This window comes from Bacillus mesophilum, from assembly GCF_008923265.1.
Classification (GTDB): domain Bacteria; phylum Bacillota; class Bacilli; order Bacillales; family Cytobacillaceae; genus Cytobacillus; species Cytobacillus mesophilum.
The window spans coordinates 371,900-397,093 of the sequence record NZ_WBOT01000002.1; the positions used below are offsets into that span (position 1 = coordinate 371,900).

At 42.9% G+C, this 25,194-nt stretch carries 23 protein-coding genes; 5 read left to right on the forward strand and 18 right to left on the reverse strand.

What is annotated here, in order from left to right; genetic code table 11:
* Positions 1-16: 16 nt before the first annotated feature.
* On the reverse strand, positions 17-565 hold the full coding sequence (locus tag F7732_RS06740) for a histidine phosphatase family protein (protein ID WP_151573168.1): 549 nt from the start codon (positions 563-565) through the stop codon (positions 17-19).
* Positions 562-1,500, reverse strand: a complete 939-nt coding sequence (gene rnz, locus F7732_RS06745) for a ribonuclease Z (RefSeq protein WP_151573169.1) — start codon at positions 1,498-1,500, stop codon at positions 562-564. The genes F7732_RS06740 and rnz overlap by 4 nt, the downstream gene beginning before the upstream one ends.
* Before the next feature lie 231 nt (positions 1,501-1,731).
* Between rnz and zwf the strand changes: the two genes are divergently transcribed.
* Both zwf and F7732_RS06755 read left to right on the forward strand, forming a co-directional pair.
* Positions 1,732-3,234 carry a glucose-6-phosphate dehydrogenase gene (zwf, locus tag F7732_RS06750; RefSeq protein WP_151573170.1) on the forward strand — a complete coding sequence of 501 codons (1,503 nt, stop codon included), beginning with the start codon at positions 1,732-1,734 and terminating at the stop codon, positions 3,232-3,234.
* 153 nt (positions 3,235-3,387) lie between these two features.
* Positions 3,388-3,897 carry a type 1 glutamine amidotransferase domain-containing protein gene (locus F7732_RS06755; RefSeq protein ID WP_151573171.1) on the forward strand — a complete coding sequence of 170 codons (510 nt, stop codon included), beginning with the start codon at positions 3,388-3,390 and terminating at the stop codon, positions 3,895-3,897.
* A gap of 133 nt (positions 3,898-4,030) precedes the next feature.
* On the opposite strand, the gene gndA is transcribed toward F7732_RS06755, so the two are convergent.
* From gndA to mce, 7 genes are all read right to left on the reverse strand, one after another.
* Positions 4,031-5,440 (reverse strand): NADP-dependent phosphogluconate dehydrogenase, encoded by a 1,410-nt coding sequence (gndA, locus tag F7732_RS06760; RefSeq protein ID WP_151573172.1) that lies wholly within the window; start codon positions 5,438-5,440, stop codon positions 4,031-4,033.
* 330 nt (positions 5,441-5,770) lie between these two features.
* Positions 5,771-9,604 (reverse strand): beta strand repeat-containing protein, encoded by a 3,834-nt coding sequence (locus F7732_RS06765; RefSeq protein ID WP_151573173.1) that lies wholly within the window; start codon positions 9,602-9,604, stop codon positions 5,771-5,773.
* Positions 9,605-9,747: 143 nt separating this feature from the next.
* Positions 9,748-11,013: a DNA polymerase IV gene (locus F7732_RS06770; RefSeq protein WP_151573174.1), complete on the reverse strand. Its 1,266-nt coding sequence runs from the start codon at positions 11,011-11,013 to the stop codon at positions 9,748-9,750.
* Between the two features lie 120 nt (positions 11,014-11,133).
* Positions 11,134-11,610, reverse strand: a complete 477-nt coding sequence (locus F7732_RS06775) for a chemotaxis protein CheW (protein ID WP_151573175.1) — start codon at positions 11,608-11,610, stop codon at positions 11,134-11,136.
* Between the two features lie 302 nt (positions 11,611-11,912).
* Positions 11,913-13,031, reverse strand: a complete 1,119-nt coding sequence (locus tag F7732_RS06780; protein WP_151573176.1) for a M20/M25/M40 family metallo-hydrolase — start codon at positions 13,029-13,031, stop codon at positions 11,913-11,915.
* 177 nt (positions 13,032-13,208) lie between these two features.
* The gene (locus tag F7732_RS06785; RefSeq protein WP_151573177.1) at positions 13,209-14,759 is read right to left on the reverse strand and encodes an acyl-CoA carboxylase subunit beta; all 1,551 of its coding nucleotides are present in this window, start codon (positions 14,757-14,759) and stop codon (positions 13,209-13,211) included.
* Between the two features lie 9 nt (positions 14,760-14,768).
* Positions 14,769-15,173, reverse strand: a complete 405-nt coding sequence (gene mce / locus F7732_RS06790) for a methylmalonyl-CoA epimerase (RefSeq protein ID WP_151573178.1) — start codon at positions 15,171-15,173, stop codon at positions 14,769-14,771.
* 176 nt (positions 15,174-15,349) lie between these two features.
* Between mce and prli42 the strand changes: the two genes are divergently transcribed.
* From prli42 to F7732_RS06805, 3 genes are all read left to right on the forward strand, one after another.
* The gene (prli42, locus tag F7732_RS06795) at positions 15,350-15,442 is read left to right on the forward strand and encodes a stressosome-associated protein Prli42 (RefSeq protein ID WP_139785591.1); all 93 of its coding nucleotides are present in this window, start codon (positions 15,350-15,352) and stop codon (positions 15,440-15,442) included.
* Positions 15,443-15,552: 110 nt separating this feature from the next.
* Complete coding sequence (locus F7732_RS06800) at positions 15,553-16,038, forward strand: hypothetical protein (RefSeq protein WP_151573676.1); 486 nt, start codon at positions 15,553-15,555, stop codon at positions 16,036-16,038.
* A 60-nt stretch (positions 16,039-16,098) separates the two neighbouring features.
* Positions 16,099-16,491: a hypothetical protein gene (locus tag F7732_RS06805; RefSeq protein ID WP_151573179.1), complete on the forward strand. Its 393-nt coding sequence runs from the start codon at positions 16,099-16,101 to the stop codon at positions 16,489-16,491.
* Between the two features lie 97 nt (positions 16,492-16,588).
* Here the strand turns inward: F7732_RS06805 and F7732_RS06810 are convergent, their stop codons facing one another.
* The 9 genes from F7732_RS06810 to F7732_RS06850 form a co-directional block, all read right to left on the reverse strand.
* Positions 16,589-17,101, reverse strand: coding sequence for a L,D-transpeptidase (locus F7732_RS06810; RefSeq protein ID WP_066443837.1), 513 nt, complete (start codon positions 17,099-17,101; stop codon positions 16,589-16,591).
* Positions 17,102-17,127: 26 nt separating this feature from the next.
* Positions 17,128-18,123, reverse strand: coding sequence for an aromatic acid exporter family protein (locus F7732_RS06815; protein WP_151573180.1), 996 nt, complete (start codon positions 18,121-18,123; stop codon positions 17,128-17,130).
* A 229-nt stretch (positions 18,124-18,352) separates the two neighbouring features.
* Positions 18,353-19,075 (reverse strand): amino acid ABC transporter ATP-binding protein, encoded by a 723-nt coding sequence (locus F7732_RS06820; protein ID WP_151573181.1) that lies wholly within the window; start codon positions 19,073-19,075, stop codon positions 18,353-18,355.
* Complete coding sequence (locus F7732_RS06825; RefSeq protein ID WP_066443831.1) at positions 19,068-19,727, reverse strand: amino acid ABC transporter permease; 660 nt, start codon at positions 19,725-19,727, stop codon at positions 19,068-19,070. Before F7732_RS06825 ends, F7732_RS06820 begins: the two co-directional genes overlap by 8 nt.
* A 190-nt stretch (positions 19,728-19,917) precedes the next feature.
* Positions 19,918-20,706 (reverse strand): transporter substrate-binding domain-containing protein, encoded by a 789-nt coding sequence (locus F7732_RS06830; RefSeq protein ID WP_151573182.1) that lies wholly within the window; start codon positions 20,704-20,706, stop codon positions 19,918-19,920.
* A gap of 366 nt (positions 20,707-21,072) precedes the next feature.
* Positions 21,073-21,510 (reverse strand): BrxA/BrxB family bacilliredoxin, encoded by a 438-nt coding sequence (locus tag F7732_RS06835; RefSeq protein WP_066443826.1) that lies wholly within the window; start codon positions 21,508-21,510, stop codon positions 21,073-21,075.
* Between the two features lie 304 nt (positions 21,511-21,814).
* A complete protein-coding gene (locus tag F7732_RS06840; protein WP_151573183.1) occupies positions 21,815-23,131 on the reverse strand; it encodes a dihydrolipoamide acetyltransferase family protein in 1,317 nt (438 codons plus the stop codon).
* Positions 23,132-23,178: 47 nt separating this feature from the next.
* Entirely contained in the window at positions 23,179-24,162 is a 984-nt protein-coding gene (locus F7732_RS06845) for an alpha-ketoacid dehydrogenase subunit beta (RefSeq protein ID WP_151573184.1), read from the reverse strand.
* A 15-nt stretch (positions 24,163-24,177) separates the two neighbouring features.
* Positions 24,178-25,170 carry a thiamine pyrophosphate-dependent dehydrogenase E1 component subunit alpha gene (locus tag F7732_RS06850; RefSeq protein WP_151573185.1) on the reverse strand — a complete coding sequence of 331 codons (993 nt, stop codon included), beginning with the start codon at positions 25,168-25,170 and terminating at the stop codon, positions 24,178-24,180.
* Between the last annotated feature and the right edge of the window lie 24 nt (positions 25,171-25,194).

Consider the following 25,194-nt stretch of genomic DNA (forward strand, 5'->3'; position numbering starts at 1 on the left):
CGGCATACCTTACTGACTATTGCTGTTCCTCCCACAGTCTGCGCAGTGCCGTTTTCTCATTCTCTACAGTAATTTCAAAGACATCTGGATTGCTCATCTCCATTAGATCTTTAAAACCAATTTTTTGGTCAAAATACCGAAGCAACAGGGTGGTTAGATTGCCATGGCTGACAAGCACCATATTGTTTTCATCCAGTTGTAAAATATGCTGAATCATCTCTTGAGCCCTTTTCATGCCAGAGGCTTGTGATTCTCCCCCTTCATACACAAGCTCAAAATCATTAAAACTTTTCTGTAATTTGTCCTGCCAATCCGGAAACATTTCTGAACTAAGGACCCGCTCTCCCAGCCTCGCATCCTCTACGATCTGCAATCCGCGATCTTGTGCCAGCGGCTTAATCGTTTCGATTGCACGTATAAAAGGACTGCTGTAAATGACCTCAATCTGTTTATCCTTGAAAAAACTTTTTAATAATTGAGCCTGTTCTTTTCCGCTTTCTGTAAGCTTTGCATCAAAGTGCTGACCTTCCGCCTTAGCATGTCTAATCACATAAATGGTTTTCATTGGATTTGCTCCTTTTTCGCCTCGATATGAATTTCCTTAAAATCTTCAGAAATGACCGTGTTCGGGAAGAGTTCCTGAGCTTCTTTTTCGAGTGTTCTCCATTCGCTCCGTTCATAACGGGAACTAATATGTGTTAAACATAACATTGAGACGTTAGCACGCCCGGCAATTTCGGCTGCCTGGGTGGTGGTTGAATGGAAATAGTCATATGCCAGCTGCTCTTCTCCAGCGGAAAACGTGGCTTCATGAATTAATAAATCTGCGTTTTCCGCCAGCCGAACTGCTGCATCGCATTTTCTTGTATCACCCAAGATGGCGATGACTCTTCCTTTTTGATCAGGACCAATATAGTCATGTGGATTAATAAGGCGGCCATCCTCCAGCTCAACGCTCTCTTTTGCTTTAATTTTTTTATAAATCGGTCCTGGCTTTATCCCGTCCTCTAACAGCTTATCCGCCAGCAATGTGCCCGGTCGATCCTTCTCTGTTACCCGGTAACCGTAGGAGGGTATTCCATGTTCCAATAGCTCTGCTTCCACCTTAAACTCCTCATCTTCGAACACGGTTCCCTGCTCGATTTCAACAATGGAAAGCGGATATTTCAGATATGTTTGACTGATCGAAAGTGATATTTGTATGTATTCCTTCAATCCCTTAGGACCGTAGACAACGACTTCCGTTTCTCCGCCTTGAAAAGATCTGCTCGAAAGCAGGCCAGGAAGGCCGTATATATGATCACCATGCAGATGCGTGATGAAAATCTTTTCAATTCTCCGCGGCTTAATGCTTGTATGCAAGATCTGATGCTGTGTCGCTTCTCCACAGTCAAAAAGCCAGATGGCTCCCCTTTCCTCGAGAAGCTTTAAGGCAATGGCCGTCACATTTCGGGGCTTTGCAGGGACTCCTGCTCCAGTACCCAAGAAAAAAATGTCCAAATAAACTCCTCCCTTGTACCTTTCTTTATATTCATCATACTATAATTGCAAAGCCATTTCACGACAGTGTCACGGATAGTTCATCAGATTATGCAAAAACTAAGATCATAATGGTTGCTGTTTTTGCAAGAAAAGGCTAAAATTTTATACTTGAGTGGGTACATTATTTTAGGCTACTAAATTGTCATACATATACCACAGCCAATTTTAATGAAAAGAGGTACGGCCTAAATGAAACATACGGAAAAACCAGCCGGGTTAATTATGATTTTCGGGGCAACAGGTGACTTGGCGAAACGAAAGCTGTTTCCTTCACTATACAGGCTATATAAAAAAGGGAATCTCTCCGAGCAATTTGCAGTCGTTGGTGTTGCCCGCCGGCCGCTTACGAACGAGGAGTTTCAAGCTAGCGTCAAAACATCAGTAGAGAATGCAATAGAAGATCACAAAGATCTCGATGACTTTGTCTCTCATTTTTATTACCATTCACATGATGTGACAGATTCAAGTTCCTACCAGACATTAAAAGGAATCGCATCTGATTTAGATCGCCACTATTCCTTAGAAGGAAATCGGATCTTTTACTTGGCAATGGCCCCTGAATTTTTCGGGACAATTGCTGAGCATTTAAAAACAGATGGGCTAACAGACGTTTCTGGTTTTAAAAGACTGGTGATCGAGAAGCCGTTTGGACATGATTTAGAATCAGCCAAAGAGCTTAATGAGCGTATTCGAAAGGCATTCTCTGAGGATGAGATTTATCGGATCGACCATTACTTAGGAAAAGAAATGGTACAAAATATTGAAGTGATCCGATTTGCTAACGCCATCTTTGAACCGCTCTGGAATAACCGTTATATTTCCAATATCCAGGTAACATCAAGCGAAGTGCTTGGAGTAGAGGAACGCGGCAGATATTATGAAACAAGCGGAGCGCTCCGCGATATGGTGCAAAACCATATGCTGCAAATGGTTGCCTTGCTGGCAATGGAGCCGCCAATTCGCCTCAATACAGATGAAATCCGTTCTGAAAAAGTAAAGGTGCTTAGAGCCATGCGCACCATTAAGGGCGACGAAGTTAAGGATGCATTTGTGCGCGGACAATATGGAGCTGGAGAAATAGATGGAAATGCTGTCCCTGCTTACCGTGAAGAGACAATGGTAAACCCAGAGTCTAACACAGAAACATTTGTAGCAGGCAAGCTCTTAATTGATAATTTCCGCTGGGCTGGCGTCCCATTCTATATCCGAACAGGAAAAAGAATGGCTGCCAAGTCAACAAAGATTGTTATCCAGTTTAAAGATATACCAATGAATTTGTACTACGGGACAGAACAAACATTAAATCCAAATTTGCTTGTCATTCATATTCAGCCTGAAGAAGGCATTACTTTATATTTAAATGCACAAAAATCAGGACAAAACATGGAAGCAACACCTGTTAAGCTTAACTTCGCGAACAAAGGCACTGCTGGCATGAACACACCTGAGGCATATGAGCGTCTTCTTTATGACTGTATGCGCGGTGATGCCACAAACTTCACACATTGGAACGAGGTTGCCCTTTCCTGGAGCTTCGTTGATAACATTTCTGAGGTTTGGGAAAACACAAAAGCAGAAAACTTCCCGAATTATGAATCAGGCACAATGGGCCCGCGCGGAGCGGATCTCCTTCTCGAAAAAGATGGGTTCTTCTGGTGGCCAGTGACAGATTTAGATGTGGAAAATTGTTAAATTTTTAATCTCCACCATTGAAACAGCACGCTTATTTACTGAAGCGTGCTGTTTTTTATCAAATATTTTTATCAGGAGCAAACCATTTGAAATAAAACAGATATGTTTATTATAGTTACATTGTAAAAATTTATTTTTGGAGGGATTATCCATATGGCAAAGGTAGCATTTCTTTTAGCAGGCGGTTTTGAAGATTCCGAAATGAAAAACCCTTATGAAGCAATCAAAGAAGCAGGTCACGAAACAATGATTATCGGCCTGGAAAAAGGCGCTGTTTGTGAAGGAAAAAAAGGGACAGTCTCCTATACTGCTGAATTATCTTCTTCAGAAGCTGACCCAAGTGACTTTGACGGTGTTGTCATCCCAGGCGGATCAGCACCAGAAGCATTGCGGGTCGATGAGAATGTCGTTCGTTTTGTGAAAGAATTGAATGAACAAGGCAAGTTAATTTCGGGTATTTGCCATGGACCACAAGTAATGATAAGCGCGGATGTTCTAAAAGGAAAAGCTGCAACATGCTACACCGGAATTCGCGATGATGTAAAACTTGCCGGAGCAGATTACAGAGATGAAGAAGTAGTCGTTAGCGAAAATTTCGTAACATCACGCACACCCAAAGATGAACCAGCTTTTATTCGCGAGATTTTAGCGAAGTTATCATAATATAGACACCTAAAGGAGATACGCAGATTGGTTTGCGTATCTTTTTAATATCCAGCAAATAGTGTATTCATTCAAAGGAATAAAAAAACCCCGATAATGAACATAAAATGTTCATTATCGGGAGTCTGAATGATTATTCCATCCAATTTGTATGGAATACTCCTTCTTTATCAACACGCTGATATGTGTGTGCACCAAAGTAGTCACGCTGTGCTTGAAGCAGGTTTGCAGGCAATGTTTCTGTGCGGTAGCTGTCATAATAAGCTAGAGCAGCCGAGAAACTTGGCACTGGAATACCATTTTGGATGGCAACACCAATGATCTCACGAGTTGCTGATTGATAGCCTTCTACAATTTCCTTGAAGTAAGGATCAAGAAGAAGATTTTTCAAGCCAGCATCACGGTCATAAGCATCCTTAATCTTTTGCAGGAATTGAGCACGGATGATACAGCCTCCGCGGAAGATCATCGCGATATCACCATACTGGAGATCCCAGTTGTATTCTTCAGAAGCTGCACGCATCTGGGCAAACCCTTGTGCATATGAGCAGATTTTGCTCATGTAAAGTGCTTTTCTGACTGCTTCGATGAACGCTTTTTTATCACCTTTAAATTCCTGTTGCCGAGGACCAGAGAGGATTTTGCTTGCATGTACACGTTCATCTTTCATAGCAGAAATGAAACGGGCAAATACAGACTCTGTAATGATCGGAAGCGGTACACCAAGGTCTAGAGCACTTTGGCTTGTCCATTTCCCTGTTCCCTTTTGACCAGCTGTATCTAAAATAACATCTACAAGCGGCTTGCCTGTTTCTTCATCTTTTTTCGTAAAAATGTCGGCTGTAATTTCGATTAAATAGCTGTCAAGTTCGCCTTTATTCCAGTCAGCAAATACTTCATGCAATTCATCCGCATCTAGACCAAGAACATTTTTCAAAAGGAAATAAGCTTCAGAAATCAGCTGCATATCGCCATATTCGATCCCATTATGGACCATTTTCACATAGTGTCCTGCACCATCTGGACCGATGTATGTTGTACAAGGCTCTCCGTTTACTTTAGCAGAAATATCCTTGAAGATAGGAGCCACAAGTTCATATGCTTCCTTTTGACCGCCAGGCATGATGGATGGACCTTTTAAAGCTCCTTCTTCACCGCCGGATACACCTGTGCCGATAAAATGAATGCCAAGCTCGCTCAGCTCTTGATTACGGCGCTGTGTATCTGCGAAAAACGTGTTTCCGCCATCGATTAAGATATCTCCTTTATCTAAAAGAGGTTTTAGTTGTTCAATTGTTGCATCTGTTGGTCCGCCCGCTTTGACCATTAGCATGATTTTACGAGGCTTCTCAAGAGAACCTACAAATTCTTCCATTGAATATGTACCAGTGAACTGTCTGCCTTCAACTTCACGCAGCATTTCATCTGTTTTTTCTGATGAACGGTTATAAACAGAAACCGTATAGCCTCTGCTTTCAATATTCATTGCGAGATTTTTTCCCATTACAGCTAAACCTATGACACCAAATTGTGATTTTGCCATATTTTATATCTTCCCTTCTTACATTATCAATAATATATTAATCCCACTTTACTTTAGCAATAAGACATGTAATGTGCAAATAAAAAAGAGCGAAACAGGATTCATTCTAAATAATCGGCATATGAAAGCGGACACATATAATACTTTACTTTAATCAATCTTAAAAAGTTATATACTCGTTTCTTAACGTTTGCTAATTTATAAAGAAAAACTCCTTTAAATGGATTATTTCTTTATATATTAGCAAACATCTATGAAACCGTTTAAAACCAAAATCGGATAAAAAAACCTTTAAACTAAAACAAGTTTAAAGGTTTTACCGTTTTAGCCCTATAAAAAAGATATAATGTTCATTGCTCGAGTTTCCGCTGTTAAAGATGTTATATTTGCAAAGGTTTGTGGAGCAATTCTAAGTTGATACGTATATGTTCCTGCTGAACCAGGCTGATCAACATATGTTGCAGCTGGCAGGAATATTTGGGTTGAAGTGCCCCCTTGAAACGTTCTTGAAACTTCGAGATTCTCTATTAGAGTGTTATTTCTATAAACTCGAATAAAAAATCTAAGTGAAGGGTTTCCTGCTGTAGTAACTGTATTAATTTGAGTTGATACATCAATTTTCAGCCTCTCTGAAGGTGCTGTAACAGTGATAGGAATAGTCAGTATAGTTGTTTCAGTACCTTGTGTAAGAGCAATTGGGGCTGAAGTTGCTGTTTGAGTGAAATTTAAAACGGAACCAGCACCAGGGGATCCGGTTGGACCTGTTAGGCCCGTTGCTCCTGGTGTTCCGGTTGCACCGGTTGGACCTGTTACTCCTGGTGTTCCCGTCGCTCCCGTTGGACCGGTTACTCCTGCTGTTCCCGTCGCTCCTGTTGGACCCGTCACTCCTGGTAGTCCTGTGGCTCCCGTTGGGCCGGTGACTCCTGGTGTTCCGGTTGCTCCCGTTGGACCGGTTACTCCTGCTGTTCCCGTCGCTCCTGTTGGACCCGTCACTCCTGGTAGTCCTGTTGCTCCGGTTGGACCCGTTATTCCTGGCGTTCCCGTCGCTCCCGTTGGACCGGTTACTCCTGGTGTTCCCGTTACTCCCGTTGGACCGGTTGCTCCTGGCGTTCCCGTCGCTCCCGTTGGACCCGTTACTCCTTGTAATCCCGTCGCTCCTGTTGGACCGGTTGCTCCTGTTGGGCCGGTGACTCCTGGTGTTCCCGTTGTTCCCGTTGTTCCCGTTGTTCCCGTTGTTCCCGTTGCCCCTGTTGAACCGGTTACTCCTGGTGTTCCCGTTGCCCCTGTTGGACCCGTTACTCCTGGTAGGCCCGTTGCCCCCGTTGGTCCCGTTACTCCTGACGTCCCGGTCGCTCCTGTTGGACCCGTTACTCCCGTAGGACCGGTAACTCCTGGCGTTCCCGTCGCTCCTGTTGGGCCAGTCACTCCTGGTAGTCCCGTCGCTCCCGTTGGACCTGACACTCCTGGTAGTCCTGTTGCTCCCGTTGGGCCGGTGACTCCTGGTGTGCCGGTTGCTCCCGTTGGACCGGTGACTCCTGCTGTTCCCGTCGCTCCCGTTGGACCTGTCACTCCTGCTGTTCCCGTCGTTCCTGTTGGACCCGTTACTCCTGGTAGTCCCGTCGCTCCCGTTGGACCGGTTACTCCTGCTGTTCCGGTTGCTCCCGTTGGGCCGGTGACTCCTGGTGTTCCCGTTGTTCCCGTTGCCCCTGTTGAACCGGTTACTCCTGGTGTTCCCGTTGCCCCTGTTGGACCCGTTACTCCTGGTAGGCCCGTTGCCCCCGTTGGTCCCGTTACTCCTGACGTTCCGGTCGCTCCTGTTGGACCCGTTACTCCCGTAGGACCGGTAACTCCTGGCGTTCCCGTCGCTCCTGTTGGGCCAGTCACTCCTGGTAGTCCCGTCGCTCCTGTTGGGCCAGTCACTCCTAGTAGTCCCGTCGCTCCCGTTGGACCTGTCACTCCTGGTAGTCCTGTGGCTCCCGTTGGGCCGGTTACTCCCGGTGTGCCGGTTGCTCCCGTTGGACCGGTGACTCCTGCTGTTCCCGTCGCTCCTGTTGGACCCGTCACTCCTGGTAGTCCTGTGGCTCCCGTTGGGCCGGTTACTCCCGGTGTGCCGGTTGCTCCCGTTGGGCCGGTGACTCCTGGTGTGCCGGTTGCTCCCGTTGGACCGGTGACTCCTGCTGTTCCCGTCGCTCCCGTTGGACCCGTCACTCCTGGTAGTCCTGTGGCTCCCGTTGGGCCGGTGACTCCCGGTGTACCGGTTGCTCCCGTTGGGCCGGTGACTCCAGGTGTTCCCGTCGCTCCCGTTGGACCGGTGACTCCTGCTGTTCCCGTCGCTCCCGTTGGACCTGTTACTCCTGGTGTTCCGGTTGCCCCTGTTTGGCCCGTCACTCCTGGTAGTCCCGTCGCTCCCGTTGGACCCGTTACTCCTGGTGTTCCGGTTGCCCCTGTTTGGCCCGTCACTCCTGGTAGTCCCGTCGCTCCCGGTGGACCCGTTACTCCTGGTGTGCCGGTTGCCCCTGTTTGGCCCGTCACTCCTGGTAGTCCCGTCGCTCCCGTTGGACCGGTTGCTCCTGGTATTCCCGTCACTCCTGTTGGACCCGTTACTCCTGGTGTTCCCGTCGCTCCTGTTGGACCCGTTACTCCTGCTGTTCCCGTCGCTCCTGTTGGACCGGTTACTCCTGGTGTTCCGGTTGCCCCTGTTTGGCCCGTCACTCCTGGTAGTCCCGTCGCTCCCGTTGGACCGGTTGCTCCCGTTGGACCGGTTGCTCCTGGTATTCCCGTCACTCCTGTTGGACCCGTTACTCCTGGTGTTCCCGTCGCTCCGGTTGGACCCGTTACTCCTGGTATTCCCGTCGCTCCCGTTGGACCCGTTACTCCTGCTGTTCCCGTCGCTCCCGTTGGACCGGTTACTCCTGCTGCTCCCGTCGCTCCCGTTGGACCTATCACTCCTGGTAGTCCTGTGGCTCCCGTTGGGCCGGTGACTCCTGGTATTCCCGTCGCTCCCGTTGGACCCGTTACTCCTGGTATTCCCGTCGTTCCTGTTGGACCCGTTAGTCCTGGTGTTCCCGTCGCTCCTATTGGACCGGTTGCTCCTGGTAGTCCTGTTGCTCCTGTTGGGCCGGTGACTCCTGGTGCTCCCGTTGCCCCTGTTGAACCGTTTACTCCTGGTGTTCCCGTCGCTCCGGTTGGACCGGTGATTCCTGGTGTTCCCATCGCTCCCGTTGGACCGGTTGCTCCTGGTATTCCCGTCACTCCTGTTGGACCCGTTACTCCTGGTGTTCCCGTCGCTCCGGTTGGACCCGTTACTCCTGGTATTCCCGTCGCTCCCGTTGGACCTATCACTCCTGGTAGTCCTGTGGCTCCCGTTGGGCCGGTGACTCCTGGTATTCCCGTCGCTCCCGTTGGACCCGTTACTCCTGGTATTCCCGTCGTTCCTGTTGGACCCGTTAGTCCTGGTGTTCCCGTCGCTCCTATTGGACCGGTTGCTCCTGGTAGTCCTGTTGCTCCTGTTGGGCCGGTGACTCCTGGTGCTCCCGTTGCCCCTGTTGAACCGTTTACTCCTGGTGTTCCCGTCGCTCCGGTTGGACCTGTCATTCCAGATAGTCCCGTCGCTCCTGTTGGTCCAGTGACTCCTGGTGTCCCTGTTGCTCCTGTTGGACCAGTGACCCCTGGTGTTCCTGTTGCTCCCATTGGGCCGGTGACTCCTGGTGTTCCCGTTGCCCCTGTTGAACCGGTGACTCCTGGTGTTCCCGTCGCTCCCGTTGGACCGGTGATTCCTGGTGTTCCCGTCGCTCCCGTTGGACCGGTTGCACCTGATATTCCCGTCGCTCCGGTTGGACCCGTCACTCCTGGTATTCCTGTCTCTCCCGTTGGACCGGTGACTCCTGGTGTTCCCGTCGCTCCCGTTGGACCGGTTGCTCCTGGTGTTCCCGTCGCTCCGGTTGGACCCGTTACTCCTGGTATTCCCGTCGCTCCCGTTGGGCCGGTTACTCCGGTCGCTCCCCTTAGTCCTCTTGGACCTGGTCTACCAGGTAATCCTGTGGCTCCCGTCGGACCCCGTTCCCCTGTTGGACCTGTTTGCCCTCTTATTTGCGTGACCTCTTCAACTATTTCAAAAACATCTGATAAAATGATTTCAATTAAAGTTAATATAAACCGCAGCATTTTATTGCATCTCTCCTCATTCTTAAAAGCAAGCTTATAATCAAGCTATTAAGAATAGAAAAAAAGAGTGAGGGAATTAGGTACAATTCACTCGCCCTTTTTCATAGGAGTATTAATCTCAGCCGGATACTTTAATATTTACACTATCTCTCAGTATGTTTTCTCATCTGCAAAAAATCTTTATTAAAACTAGTAGCTGTTCCAACATCATCTTTTTTATTTTTCATTTCATTGATTGCACCTGCATGATCAATAATATCTGCTCCAAATTTAAGCTTAAGCTCCTCCATTGCTTTTAAGAGAGGCTCCTTCTTGGCTTCTTTTTCAAAATTAAATAAATCCAGCTGCATAACCGCAGAACCTTGTTCTACTAAATCTCCGCCAGTTATTCCAAGTAATCTGACGGCGTTGCCGTTCCAATGCTTTCTGAATAACGCTTTGGCCTGATCTGCGATATCCTCCACTTGTACAATTGGCTGGTCCAGCTGCTTGCTTCTTGTAATCGTTTTTCGGTCCTTGTATCGGATCATAATGGAGATGCTTGTGGCTAATACCTTCTTCCTTTTTAACCGCACTGACACTTTTTCAGCTAAACCGGCAAACACGGTAAATAGCTCCTGCTGATTGGTTGTATCTCTCGGTAGTGTCGTTGAGTTCCCAACACTTTTAAATTCTGCTGCAGCTTCTGGATCTACCCGCCGTCTATCTACCCCATTAGCCTTTTCCTTAAGCCTCGGCCCATTAATACCTAATTTCGCCTTCAGCTGTATGGAATCCGCCTTTGCGAGGTCTCCGATTGTCTGAATGCCAAAACTGCGCAGCTTTTCACCTGTTTTCTTGCCGACTCCATGCATCTCTTCTACTTCAAGCGGCCATAAAATCCGCGGAACATCCCGTTTTCGTAGAATCGTAATACCAAGCGGTTTTTTCATATCCGAAGCCATCTTTGCCAAAAACTTATTTGGTGCGATTCCAATGCTGCACGGCAAGTCCAGCTGTTCAAATATTCTCTTTTGAATGGTTTCGGCAATCTGCACAGGACTTCCATATTCCTGACTGTCGGTTATATCCACATAGCCTTCATCAATGGATACGGGTTCTACAAGATCAGAATATTGTCCAAGAATTTCAAACATGCCAATAGATGCCGCCCGATAACGCTCAAAATTGGGTCTCATAATGATAAGCTGCGGACAAAGTTTTTTAGCCTCCCAAAGTGGCATCGTCGTTTTTACGCCATATTTACGAGCTTCATAGCTGCATGTTACTATAATGCCCCGCCTTTCCTCTGGATTGCCCGCAATCGCCAATGGCTTTCCCTTTAATGAAGGGTCAAAAGCCATTTCAACAGAGGCATAGAAACTATTCATATCGACATGCAAAATGACCCTTCCGTTTTTTGGATACATCTATCACACTTCCCGTTTCCTTGTTTATCATTATTTTATCAAATAGCAGACCTCATTACATACAAACTGACGCGTTTAATAATAGAAAAAGAGGAGATTTCAAATGATCTCCTCTTTACCTTACTGCATTTGTGTTTGATTTTTCATATATTCCTTAATATCCTTAATTCCTTCCAATGATTCAACGAGCACAGAAGGATCAATCAAGGTAATCAGCTTGCTGTTTAGGTTCGCCACTCCTGAAAAATAGGATGTTTTTTGGTAGGCTGCAAGCCCTAATGGTTTCACAGCTTCATTTGGAATATCAATAATTTCTTTCGCCTCGTCGACAATGATCCCAACTGACAATTCCTCTGTCTGCAGAACTATTTTCCTAGAAGCTTCTTCAAGATTTGTGCCTTGATGATAGAGAACTTGCTTTAAGTCAATGACCGGGATTAGCTCGTCTCTTACCTTCGCAATTCCATTCACATAATGAGGCAAATGGGGAATTGGCGTAATCCCTGCTATTTTCTCAATAGATATGACAAATTCAATAGGAATAGCATACTCTTCCCCTTGAATTCGAAATACAACAACTTTTTTGCTCTCAGCCATTTCGTATCCCCCTGCTTGAATGATGTTACTTCCAATATACCATATTTCACACCTAAACAGTACAAATAGGGTCGTTACTCTTGAGTCAAAAGACCTAAAAAAGTACTTCCATCAGAAAACTCATTCTCATGAGATAATCTCAATTCTCTTACACTGCACAGCCTAAGAAGCTTTCCTGTACTTCTCTGCAAAAGACGAGTACCATCTCCAAAAATCAAAAAACCCGAACAATCAGACAGATAGTCCAATATCTGCTGATTGTTCGGGTTTTTATCGGATGAATCATTTATTCTCTTTATCTTTTAAGCGGATACTTCTTCAATAATCGCAATGACCATCTCTGCTAATTTGTTTAATTCTTCAATTGGCATGCGTTCATTTGTTGTATGAATTTCTTCATAGCCTACTGCCAGATTCACTGTTGGAACACCAAAGCCTGCAATGACATTGGCATCACTTCCGCCGCCGCTATGAAGCAGGTCACAGCTTCTGCCGATCTTCTCTGCAGCTTTGCGTGCCACTTCAACTACATGATCTCCTGCAGCAAATTTAAAGCCAGGATACATAACCTCGATTTCCACTTCGGCTTTTCCGCCCATTTCCTCAGCAGCACTTTCAAAAGCTTCCTTCATCTTAGCAACCTGCTGCTCCATCTTTTCACCAATTAAGGAACGAGCTTCCGCTAAAATATCGACACGGTCACATACGATGTTTGTCTGCTGTCCGCCTTCAAAGCGGCCAATGTTTGCAGTTGTTTCTTCATCAATTCTGCCAAGCGGCATTCTTGCAATCGCTTTAGACGCAATGGTAATCGCAGAAATGCCTTTCTCAGGAGCAACACCAGCATGTGCTGTTTTCCCAATAATTCTAGCTTTTACCTTTGCTTGTGTAGGAGCAGCAACAACGATATTGCCGACTTTTCCATCGCTATCAAGCGCATAGCCAAACTTCGCTTTTAATAAAGCTGGGTCCAGTACTTTTGCACCAACTAAACCAGATTCTTCCCCAACAGTTATAATGAATTGGATCGTACCATGCTCAATGTTTTGCTCTTTCAGCACTTTTACAATCTCAAGCATAACAGCAAGTCCTGCCTTATCATCCGCTCCAAGGATTGTGGTACCATCTGTTACCACATAACCGTCCTTAATGGCAGGCTTGATCCCATTGCCAGGAACAACAGTATCCATATGAGAAGTGAAGTAAATGGGGTCTACTCCTTCTTTTGTTCCTTGAAGCGTACAAATTAAGTTTCCTGCTCCATGACCAGTTTGATCCGTTGTATCATCTTCGTACACTTCTACCCCAAGGTCACGAAACTTCTTCTTTAATTCCTTTGCTATTTGCGTTTCAAATCTTGTTTCTGAATCAATTTGAACAAGCTCCAAAAATTCATTTAACAATCTTTCCTCGTTAATCATTCTCCAACCTCCAAGTAAGCTTATGATTATGTAAAGATGAATCTAAAAAAAGAGATTCAAGCTTCTTATCTATTAAGTATACTCTTATCAAAACATGTCAGCAAATAGATTTACAGGCAAAACCCTTTTTAACTGCTATACAAAATTCCAGTTCCCATACAATTTTTGAAATAAAGTTTATAATGGGATATTCCCATGCTTTTTATTTTGTCTCTGTATTTTCTTATGCTGAAGCATTTCCAAAGACTGAATTAGCTTGATCCGCGTTTCCCGAGGGTCAATCACGTCATCAATCATTCCTCTTTTTGCTGCAATATATGGATTAGCAAACGTTTCCCGATATTCTTGAATTTTTTGTTCTCTTGTTTCTGATGGATATTTACTTTCATTAATTTCTTTGGAGAAAATGATATTTGCCGCTCCTTGAGGACCCATAACAGCTACCTCTGCATTTGGCCATGCAAAAACCAAATCTGCACCAATGGACTTGCTATTTAAAGCTACATAGGCTCCGCCATATGCTTTTCTCAGGATCACCGTTATTTTAGGAACAGTGGCCTCTGCATAAGCATAAAGAATTTTTGCGCCATGGCGAATAATGCCTGCGTGTTCCTGTTTAACTCCTGGAAAAAATCCTGTTACATCTTCAAGGGTGATAATCGGAATATTAAACGAATCACAAAAACGGATAAATCTTGCTGCTTTATCAGAGGAATCAATGTCAAGGCCGCCAGCCATTACTTTCGGCTGATTACAAACCAGTCCCACTGTTTCCCCTTTAATCCGTGCAAAGCCAATGACTAAGTTCTTGGCGAAACCGCATTGTACTTCGAAAAAAGATTGAACATCCACTATTTCTTGAATCACCGTTTTGACATCATACGTTCTTGTACAATCAGAAGGAATGATCTCTGTCAGCTGCTTACGGTATTCATCAGATTCGTGATAAGGTAATTTTACTGGCTTTTCCGTATGATTTTGCGGCAAATAGCTTAAAAGAGAACGCACCTGTCCAATGACTTCTGCTTCTGTTTCTCCACAAAAATGCGCATTGCCGCTAATATAATTATGAACATACGCACCGCCTAAGTCGTCTGCTGAAATTTTTTCCCCTGTAACGGTTTCAATCACCTTTGGACCTGTAATAAACATTTGGCTGATCTTTTCTGCCATAAATACAAAATCTGTTAGAGCCGGCGAATAAACGGCTCCTCCTGCACAAGGCCCCAATATGACAGAAATTTGCGGAACGACTCCAGAATACAGGACGTTCCTTCTAAAAATCTGACCGTAGCCATCAAGCGCCATTACTCCTTCTTGAATTCGTGCTCCTCCTGAATCATTTAATCCAATAATCGGTGCCCCGTTTTCAGCAGCTAAATCCATTACATGAGCGATTTTCTTGGCATGCATTTCTCCAAGAGCACCGCCAAAACAAGTAAAATCCTGAGAAAAGAAAAAAATTGGGCGACCATTTACCTTTCCATATCCGGTCACTACTCCATCACCTGATATCTTCTGCTGATCTAAGCCAAACTCCTGGCTCCGATGCTCCATAAATGGATTCAACTCTACTAATGTGCCAGCATCTACTAGTAACTTGATTCTCTCACGGGCAGTAAGCTTCCCTTTTGCCTGCTGGCGGGACAAATGTTCTTCACCGCCGCCTAGCTCCGTTTCTTGGCGGCGCTTGTTTAGTTCGCGTATTTTTTCATAGATGTCAGCCAATGGACGATATCATTCCTTTCTCTCACATAACTCAACCAATACTCTGCCAGTAGATTGCGGATGCATAAACGCAATAGCCGCTCCCCCGGCTCCTGTTTTCGGCTGGCTGCTGATCATTTTAATTCCTTTTTCATTTATTTCTTCTATTCTTTCTTCAATTGAATTTACCGCAAACGCAATATGATGCATTCCTTCACCATATTTACGAATATAACGAGCTACAGCACTTTCTTCATTTATCGGTTCTAAAAGCTCAATTTTTGTTTCACCAGCCGCGATAAATGCGATCCTTACCCCTTCACTCTCTACTTCCTCGATATGCAAAAGCTCAAGCTTCATAATGTCTATATAAAAAGGTAATATTTTTTCAAGTGATGATACGGTAATGCCAATATGATCGATCTTCTTAATCATGTCCAGTCACCTCTTATGATGGTTGGAGAAAAAGTCTATTTTAACGATGTTAATATGTACCAAAATAGACAAAATCATTCATCTGGGCATAACCAGAATAAGTTTTGCCCACAACTCTTGCGATTTTCTCAATACCTAGTAAAATATAATTATCCAAAATGATAGGAGGATGACCGTTGTCTAAAAAAGCACAAAAAATTATCGTTTACGTTATGATCTTTATCATGCTCGCATCCACATTACTAATGGGATTATCGATGCTATTTTAATAAAGGTATTTCACTGCCGGAACTAAATGAAAATATTCGTATGTAAGGAGCGTGTATTCAAATTTGAATCACGCTTTATTTTTGTTCTAAAGTGAAGGAGTGCTGTTATGTTGAATGCAAAGGACAAAGTTCAGGCTGAACAAGTATTAAAGCATCTTTTCATGGGGACGCAGGTGGACGGATTACAATTTGGCTTATCCTCTTCGGCAATTAAGCTTTATTTTACAAACTACAAGGAGATTGAGGATTTCGGCGGCCAATTATACTTGAATAATGAAACAAAATGGAGCTTATTCGAGAATTCGCCTATAGAATATCCAGCTAATGAAAATGAAATAGAAGATTATACAGAGGCTGAACAATATAATAGGATTTACCGGATCCGAAGGCAGAAAGTGACCAATGTACAATTAGGAGAAACAGCTCTCCATTTGCTGCTTACACTAGAGAACGGCTATACGATCTTTTTAAACGGCTGTAATGATATGTATGAATGCTGGCAGGCTGGTGTGGAAGATGAAGAGGAGTTATGGCTTGTTGTTTCTGCACCAGGAAATGATATTGCCTTTTGGGTTCCAGATCGGTTTCAATGGTAGCTCAGAAAGTGTAACTTAACCCATGATTTTCCGTCTATAATATAGAAGGGAGGGTTACTCTTGAAAATTAAATTTATTCTTTTGCTTATATTTTGCTCTTTCATTACAGGATGTGGATTAGAAACAAAAACGCTTTCCGAATTTTATGAGAACAGTCTGGAAGATGTAAATCAAATTAACATTCTTGATGGAAGTACGGGATATAAAAAAATCATAAAGGATAAAGAATTGATAGATGAGTTTTTAAGTGAGATTAAAGATACTACGTTTATACCTGATAAAAACCAAGAAGAGCGAAGTGGTTTTACGTATTCTTTGTCACTGCATCAGGATGGAGTGGCCCCTTTTATATTTTCGCTTAGTTCAGTAAATGACCATTATTATTATACAGAGCCAGATATATTTCCAATTGTAAATGACTTCTATAAAAACCTGGACGTTCAAGAAGAGTAAATCTTTTCTCGTGAAAGCTGACATTTGGTACATAAACTAAAGAAATAAAAAACCGCTTAGAGCCTCAAGCGGTTTTTTTCGTGTAGTATCTGCTCTATCATTCTATTGCTCCATATTCCTTCGCGATGTCTTCGAAGCTTAGATCTGTTGAAAGTACCAGCACTTTTGTTCCTATTGGCACGACATCATAAAGTGCTTCAACATGTTCATTTTGCAGCCGTATACAGCCTAAAGAAGCATAGGTCCCAATTGACGAAGGATTATTTGTGCCATGAATACCGTATGTTCGCCCATCTGAATTTTCTGCGTCAAAGCCAATCCAGCGTGTTCCAAGCGGATTGTTCGGATCGCCGCCTGGTATATCTTTTTTCCGGTAGTAAGGATCTGAGGCTTTAACTGTTATGGTAAATAAACCTTCGGGTGTTAATTCCTCTGTTTTGCCTGTGGCAGCACGATATACAGTTTGGACTTTATTTTCGTTTATATAAGCTGCCTCATTCGTTTCTTTATTAACAATAACAAAAGGATCGCCTGGAAGCGGATTCTGCCCAAGAGGCCATAGAGGTGAAATTACTCCTAATAGAAGCAAGGATGTAAGGAATTTCATCATACGTTTTCACTCCATCCATTTTTCTCCTAGTTTGCTTCATTCACCTGTTTTTGATTCAGCTCCTTTTTCATTTTTAACCCTTTAAAGTTACTTTTAATGATTAAATATTGTTCCATTTCTTGTGTAAAATGAAGCAAGGCAGCACGTGCTTCAAATTCTTCACGTGTTTTTGGAAGCTCCATATTCTGAAATTGCAGTCTCATGCGCAGCAGCTTTTCGATATATACAATCGCCGTATTGCCTGGATGAATATGCTCTGAAAGCTCTTCAATGAAATCAGCGATCATTTCCCCCTGCTCAAGCTGAAGCGAAATGGAGGTGATACTTGGCAATACCCGTTCAATAATTTCAAATTGTTTTTCCCTCATGCGAAAATAACTATAATATAAATTCTCCTGCTGAATAAACCGATTTTCTGTGTCTCTATTGGCTAGTGCTCGAGCTTCTTCAATGAGGGCATAGGTCTCGGTCAGTTCACTTCCATCCCAATTGCTTTCATTTGTCCGTAAATATTTTACAATTTCTTCAAAGATGATTTTGAAGTTCTCTTCAATTTGCTGCTGATACTCAATCAGCTTTCCATCCAAGCTTGGCATATAAAGGTTTGCGAGCAACGCAACTCCAATACCAATTGTAATAAGTCCTAGTTCATTGATTAACAGTTCCCTTGAGACTTCACCCGCATTGTAAATATGCAAAATAATAACTGAACTAGTAACAATCCCATCATTTACTTTCATCATGACCGTAATAGGAATAAAAAACAGCAGCAGCAGTCCAATGACTAGCGGATGAAACGCGATCAATTCAAAAAAGAGGGAAGCAAAAACCATTGACATCAGGCATGCAAAAAATCTGGCCCAGGAAGCCATTAATGATTTTTTCTTCGTCACTTGAATGCAAAGAATGGTTATAATGCCGGCTGATACATAATTTTCTAACCCAAACATTTGCGCGATCATGATCGCAATTGATGTGCCAACAGCCGTTTTAATCGTTCTGTAGCCAATTCGAAACTTCATAGCAAAACTCCCATATGTTCATTAATGAATGTATTTATGTATTTTTAACTGAAGTCAAATGTCTTGACCACACTTTTTTTGCAAAGGATAACCTTATCTGTATTTTATGATTAATTACAGAAATTAGCCTATTGGTCAGTTAAAAACCTACAATTAAGGTTGCATTGTTGCGACAAAAAGCAAAAAGATGATCATCATCTGACCATCTTTTACTATAAGCATATAACCATTACAACATTTTTTGCAAGAAATCTTTTGCACGATTTGTTGCAGGATTTGAGAAAAATTGTGAAGGTGGAGCATCTTCAACAAGATTGCCTCCATCTAAAAACAAAACCCGGTCTGCAACTTCACGCGCAAATCCCATTTCATGCGTCACAATGGCCATTGTCATCCCTGTATGTGCAAGTGACTTCATTACATCTAACACTTCTTTTACCATCTCTGGATCAAGTGCAGATGTTGGTTCATCAAACAGCATGAAATCCGGCTCCATAGCAAGCGCCCGGGCAATGGCAACCCTCTGCTTTTGTCCGCCTGATAGACGGTTTGGATATTCATTTGCCTTTGCTGCCAAGCCAACTTGTTCCAGCAGCTGGATTCCTTTTTTTTCTGCTTCCTGCTTGGACTTCCCTTTTACCTTCATTGGTGCATATGTTAAGTTTTCAAGTACTGTTTTATGAGGGAACAAGTGAAAATGCTGAAATACCATTCCTACATTCTCACGTACCTTCATAATATCAGTTTTTTTGTTTGTAATATCCTGATCGTTGATCCAAATGTTTCCGCTTGTTGGTGTTTCCAATAAATTAATGCAGCGTAGAAACGTCGATTTCCCAGATCCAGATGGCCCGATAATCGCGACAACTTCTCCATCATTAATTGTTGTTGAAATCCCTTTTAAAACATCCAGAGATCCAAAACTTTTATGCAAATTTTCAATTTTAATCACTGCGCTTCATTCTCCTTTCGACGAGTTTGCCGAGGAAGGTTAACGTAATAACCATAATATAATAAATCAAGCCAGCTAATAATAACGGCTCAATAAATCTGAATTTATCAGCACCAATAATATACGCTCTGCGCATGATATCCATTACACCGATTGTTGTGACAATAGCTGATTCTTTTGTTAGTGTAATAAACTCGTTCATTAGTGCAGGTAAAATGTTTTTCATAGCCTGCGGCAGGATAATATTCAGCATCATCGGACGATAAGGCACTCCAAGCGCCATTGCGGCTTCGCTTTGTCCCTTGTCCACAGCTTGAATGCCTGCACGAATAATCTCTGAGATATATGCAGCTGAATTCAGTGCAAATGCAGCTACTGCAGCAGTAACTGGTTCAATTTGATAGCCGAATATTTGCGGCGAGCCAAAATAAATAATCATCAGCTGAAGTACTAATGGTGTACCCCGAAAGATGGATGTATAAATATCTGCGATAACGCCAAGAACTTTAATAGAACTAATTTTAAATAACGATAAAATAATACCGAGTATAAACCCAATTACTCCTGCCAAAAGGACAATTTGAAGTGTGACCAAAATACCTTTTAAGATAAACGGCAGGGATGGGAGGATAGATGTAAAATCTAATGTCATGTTAATAATCCTCTCATATTGAAATAATGTAATTAGAAATTCTATGACAGCTCAAATCCTATATAAATGCTGTATACGAATTTGCATAGGATTTGAGCCGGACTGTTTATATAGGAATTCCCAAAACCAGCATTCTTTCTTTCAAGGGAAAACGTTCAGAAGAGAAAACTCTCCTGAACGCTGCTGATTATTATTCCCCTTCAAACCATTTTTTAATGATTTCATCAAGTTCACCGTTATCGATCATTTCTTGAAGAGCACCATTAAATTCTTCTGTTAATTCACTGTCCTTTGGAAGAGCAATTGCATAACCGCCATCTGCATCTTCTACTGTAAATCCATCAAGATCTTCATTTTCCTCAAAGTAGCCTTGTGCTACAGTATCTTCAATAATTGCAGCATCAAAGCGGCCCGCTTTAATTTCCTGAATAAGTTCAGGGATACGATTTCTGCTTTCAATCGTCATATCAACTTCTTCAGCCAGCTCATCCCCTTTGCTCTCCTGGATAGAACCTAACTGTACGCCAACTGTCTTCCCTGCTAAATCTTCTACTGATTCTATGCCGCTTCCAGCTTGGGAAACGATCATATGCTTAGAAGTATAGTAGATTTCACTGAAATCAACACTTTCTTTACGCTCATCTGTTGCTGACATGGCAGAAAGGACAAAATCAACCTGTCCAGATTGCAATGCTTGAATTAGACCAGCAAAGTCCATATCTTTAACTGTAAACTCATAACCTAGCTTTTCGGTCACTGCCTTTGCAATATCTACATCAAGGCCAATGATATCATCGCCTTCAGCTGTGTCAATATACTCAAACGGCGGATAGTCAGCTGATGTTCCCATAACTAATTCTTTCTTTTCAGCATCATTGCCATCTGCACCGTTGCTTGAATCTCCTTCATCTGTTCCGCATGCGGCTAAAATGCCTGCAAATAATACACACATTAGCATTAAGGATGATAGCTTTTTCATTTTTATTTTCCCCCTAAATATTATATGATTAAAATAATTTTTATGCATAAAGATGTAATAAATATTCATCTAAATGTATTTTAACACAAGTTTATATTTATGCAATATAATTTTAATAATATAAATAATAATTGAACATTCAGATAATAGCAAGCAAAATCCTTTCTATTTATATGTTTAAATTTCATGACTTAAGAACTTTTTATCTAATTGGAAAGTGAGAGAAATTGAGAATAGAGAGATTGCCTATAGTCTCTTATCACTGAACAGTTTACTAGGAATATTCTACTGTTTGCTGATTTCTGCTTTCTGTATAAATGAAATAACAAAAAAATCTCCATACAGAGATTATTTTGTTTACCTATATTAAAGTTCTGAGCAATGTGTTTCAAATGCACTTTGCAGTTTATGCACAACTTCCATTGGCTGGTGGCCTTCGATCTCATGACGCTCTACCATTGTGCAAAGCTTGCCATCCTTTAATAGTGCAAATGATGGTGAGGATGGCGGATAACCTGTAAAATAGGTGCGCGCAAGCTCTGTTGCTTCTTTATCCTGACCCGCAAATACAGTTACCAGATGATCAGGACGCTGATCAAAGTGCACAGAATGAGCAGCAGCCGGACGTGCGATACCGCCTGCGCAGCCGCAGACAGAGTTCACCATAACAAGTGTTGTGCCCTCTTTAGCAAACGCTTCTTTTACTTCTTCAGGCGTCTTTAATTCTGTATATCCTGCAGCAGCAATTTCTTTGCGAGCCTGCTGAACGACGTCATTCATTAAAAAGTTAAAATCCATATTCATATCTCCAGCACTCCTTTAATAAAATATATATGCTTATTTACATTATCTATCATACCAATTTAACAACTGTTTTTACAATGAAGAGAGTTTTTTGCCACAAAAGTTTAACATCCTCTTGATCGGGGAAGTATATATGTACATCAAGATCCATACCCCTAATACTCCCTAGATTGACCAGTGCTTGCAGAGGCACTGGTCTTTTTTTGCATTTAAGGAAACTTAAGACTGACAAGACTGATAAATGAATAAGGGGTTTTTTACTTTGAATAATAAAAGACCGCTGCAGAAAGCAGCGGCATTTCTATTAATAAACAGACGTATTCTCTTTTGAAATGTTTTCAAGAATTTCTTTCACACGCTGTAAGAATCTTCCGCATACAAGACCATCTAGTACACGGTGATCAAGTGACAGACATAGGTTAACCATGTCACGAACAGCGATCATGCCATTGTTCATGACTACTGGACGTTTGACAATCGACTCAACCTGTAAGATGGCAGCTTGAGGGTAATTAATGATGCCCATTGATTGGACAGAGCCAAAAGAACCTGTATTGTTAACTGTAAATGTGCCGCCTTGCATTTCAGCTGATGTAAGCTTGCCGGATCTAACCTTTCCTGCAAGTTCACCGATTTCGCGGCCGATTCCTTTAATCGTTTTTTCATCGGCATTTTTAATAACCGGCACAAATAAAGCATCTTCTGTGGCAACGGCAATGGAAATATTGATGTCTTTCTTTTGAATGATTTTGTCGCCTGCCCACATGGAATTCATTTGCGGATATTCCTTCAGTGCTTGTGAAACTGCTTTTACAAAGAAGGCAAAGAATGTTAAATTAAAGCCTTCCTTCTTTTTGAACTCATCTTTAATAGAGTTTCTATATTCTACAAGATTTGTAACATCCACTTCCATCATTGTCCAAGCGTGTGGTGCTTCATGCTTGCTGCGCAGCATATTAGCTGCAATTGCTTTTCTGACACCAGTAACAGGGATCTCTATATCGCCTGGAACAACAGGGACATTGGCTGCTGATGCTGGTGTTTTCGATGCCGGAGCAGGAGTTTCTGCTTTCGTTTCTGCAGCCTGCTGCTGTTCTTTCACTTCTTCTTTCGCTGCAGTTTGAGTTGGGATTTGACCGGATTCAATGATTTTCATTAAATCTTTTCTTGTAATCCTTCCTTCCGCACCCGTACCGGATACTTGATTTAAGTCAATGCCATGTTCCTGTGAAAGCTTTAAAACTGCTGGAGAATAACGGACCTTGCTTCCAGCAGTACGATCCTGCTTTACAGCTGGCGCTTTCTCTGATGCCGCTTCCGTTTTAGGTTCTTCCTTTACGGGTTCTGAGTGATTTGAAGAAGCATCTGAACTTCCGCCAGATTCTGTTTCAATCGTCATAATTACTTTTCCAACTTCATATGTTTCGCCTTCTTCTGCGATAAGTTCTTTAATCACTCCTGCAAAGGATGAAGGCACCTCTGCATTTACTTTATCTGTCATAACCTCTGCTAATGGATCATATTTATTTACTTTGTCCCCAACAGCAACCAGCCACTTGCTGATTGTTCCTTCGGTTACACTTTCCCCTAATTGAGGCATTTTAATTTGTTCGATTGCCAATGCTTTGACCTCCTATGCCGCTTGTATTTGACCTGCATCCGATCTATTTAAAATTCAGCTAGCTCTCTCATTGCTTTTTCTACTTTGTCTGGGTTTACCATAAAGTATTTTTCCATCGTTGGAGCATATGGCATTGCCGGTACATCTGGACCTGCTAATCGCTTAATCGGCGCATCCAGTTCAAATAAGCAGTTTTCTGCGATAATAGCAGCCACTTCACCCATAATGCTTCCTTCTTTATTATCCTCAGTAAGAAGAAGCACTTTCCCAGTCTTCGAAGCAGCTTCGATGATCGCTTCTTTATCAAGCGGGTAAATCGTTCTTAAATCAAGAATATGAGCGGAAATGCCGTCCTTTGCCAATCTTTCAGCCGCCTGCAGTGCAAAGTGTACACATAAACCATATGTAATAACCGTTATGTCTTCACCTTCACGCTTAACGTCTGCTTTCCCAATTGGCAATACATAATCATCAGCTGGGACTTCGCCTTTGATCAAACGATACGCACGCTTATGTTCAAAGAATAAAACTGGATCTTCATCTCGAATCGCAGCCTTCAGCAAGCCTTTCACATCGTAAGGAGTAGAAGGCATGACAATTTTCAATCCAGGCTGGTTAGCAAAAACCGCTTCAACGGATTGAGAATGATATAATGCACCATGCACGCCGCCTCCATAAGGAGCACGGATAACCATCGGACAGCTCCAATCGTTATTTGAACGATAACGAATTCTGGCAGCTTCCGAAATAATTTGGTTAACAGCAGGCATAATAAAGTCAGCAAACTGCATTTCGGCAATTGGACGCATGCCATACATTGCTGCGCCAATCCCAACCCCTGCAATGGCAGATTCAGCCAAAGGCGTATCAATTACACGCGCTTCGCCAAATTGATCATATAATCCTTGTGTCGCTTTAAAAACTCCACCTTTTAACCCTACATCTTCACCTAATACAAATACCTTTGAATCTCTTTCCATTTCTTCGCGGATTGCCATTGTAACCGCATCAATATAAGAAATAACAGCCATGTTTTCTCCCCCCTGCTATTCAGCGTAAACGTATTTTAATGCATCTTCTGGATTTGCATATGGCGCATTTTCCGCGTAATCCGTTGCTTCATTCACCAGTTCCATAATACGGTCATTGATTTCTTTTTCCTTTGCATCATCCATGATTCCATTTTCTTTTAAATACGCACCAAAAGTAATGATAGAATCCTTTGTTTTCGCTTCAGCTACTTCTTCTGGTGCGCGATAACTGCGGTCATCGTCATCAGAAGAGTGCGGTGTTAAACGATAAGAAACGGTTTCAACTAATGTTGGCCCTTCTCCGCGGCGTCCTCTGTCAGCTGCTTCTTTTACAGCTTCATAAACCGCTAATGGATCATTTCCATCAACCGTAACGCCTGGCATCCCATAGCCAATAGCACGATCAGATACTTTTTCACATGCCAATTGCTTCTCAATTGGAACTGAAATCGCATATTTGTTATTTTCACACATAAAAATGACAGGCAGTTTGTGTACACCTGCAAAATTGGCGCCTTCGTGGAAATCACCCTGGTTGGAAGAACCTTCTCCAAAGGTTACAAACGTAACAAGATCTTTGCCTTCCATTTTTCCTGCTAATGCGATTCCGACTGCGTGCGGAACTTGAGTTGTAACAGGTGAAGATCCTGTAACAATTCGATTTTTCTTTTGCCCAAAGTGTCCTGGCATCTGGCGGCCGCCTGAGTTCGGATCCTCCGCCTTTGCAAAACCTGAAAGCATAAGCTCTCTTGTAGTCATGCCAAAAGCTAATACCACGCCCATATCGCGATAATACGGAAGCGCATAATCTTTTTCACGATCTAAGGCAAATGCGGCTCCAACTTGTGCAGCCTCCTGCCCCTGACATGAAATAACAAAAGGAATTTTACCTGCACGGTTTAAAAGCCACATCCGCTCGTCGATTCGGCGAGCAAGCAGCATTGTTTCATACATTTCAAGAACTTGTTCATCACTTAACCCTAATGCTTTATGACGGTTTTTATCCATTATATAACCTCCTAAATATATGTA

Bases quoted from the DNA above. Each gene is read 5' to 3' on its own strand.
- F7732_RS06815 (WP_151573180.1), bottom strand. From the start codon at position 18,123: ATGAAGTTTCGAATTGGCTACAGAACGATTAAAACGGCTGTTGGCACA.
- F7732_RS06765 (WP_151573173.1), bottom strand. From the start codon at position 9,604: ATGCTGCGGTTTATATTAACTTTAATTGAAATCATTTTATCAGATGTT.
- F7732_RS06830 (WP_151573182.1), bottom strand. From the start codon at position 20,706: ATGAAAAAGCTATCATCCTTAATGCTAATGTGTGTATTATTTGCAGGC.
- F7732_RS06850 (WP_151573185.1), bottom strand. From the start codon at position 25,170: ATGGATAAAAACCGTCATAAAGCATTAGGGTTAAGTGATGAACAAGTT.
- F7732_RS06770 (WP_151573174.1), bottom strand. From the start codon at position 11,013: ATGTATCCAAAAAACGGAAGGGTCATTTTGCATGTCGATATGAATAGT.
- F7732_RS06810 (WP_066443837.1), bottom strand. From the start codon at position 17,101: ATGATGAAATTCCTTACATCCTTGCTTCTATTAGGAGTAATTTCACCT.
- F7732_RS06755 (WP_151573171.1), top strand. From the start codon at position 3,388: ATGGCAAAGGTAGCATTTCTTTTAGCAGGCGGTTTTGAAGATTCCGAA.
- F7732_RS06740 (WP_151573168.1), bottom strand. From the start codon at position 565: ATGAAAACCATTTATGTGATTAGACATGCTAAGGCGGAAGGTCAGCAC.
- F7732_RS06775 (WP_151573175.1), bottom strand. From the start codon at position 11,610: ATGGCTGAGAGCAAAAAAGTTGTTGTATTTCGAATTCAAGGGGAAGAG.
- F7732_RS06845 (WP_151573184.1), bottom strand. From the start codon at position 24,162: ATGGCTGTTATTTCTTATATTGATGCGGTTACAATGGCAATCCGCGAA.
- gndA (WP_151573172.1), bottom strand. From the start codon at position 5,440: ATGGCAAAATCACAATTTGGTGTCATAGGTTTAGCTGTAATGGGAAAA.
- F7732_RS06780 (WP_151573176.1), bottom strand. From the start codon at position 13,031: ATGATTAACGAGGAAAGATTGTTAAATGAATTTTTGGAGCTTGTTCAA.
- mce (WP_151573178.1), bottom strand. From the start codon at position 15,173: ATGATTAAGAAGATCGATCATATTGGCATTACCGTATCATCACTTGAA.
- F7732_RS06835 (WP_066443826.1), bottom strand. From the start codon at position 21,510: ATGAATATGGATTTTAACTTTTTAATGAATGACGTCGTTCAGCAGGCT.
- F7732_RS06825 (WP_066443831.1), bottom strand. From the start codon at position 19,727: ATGACATTAGATTTTACATCTATCCTCCCATCCCTGCCGTTTATCTTA.
- zwf (WP_151573170.1), top strand. From the start codon at position 1,732: ATGAAACATACGGAAAAACCAGCCGGGTTAATTATGATTTTCGGGGCA.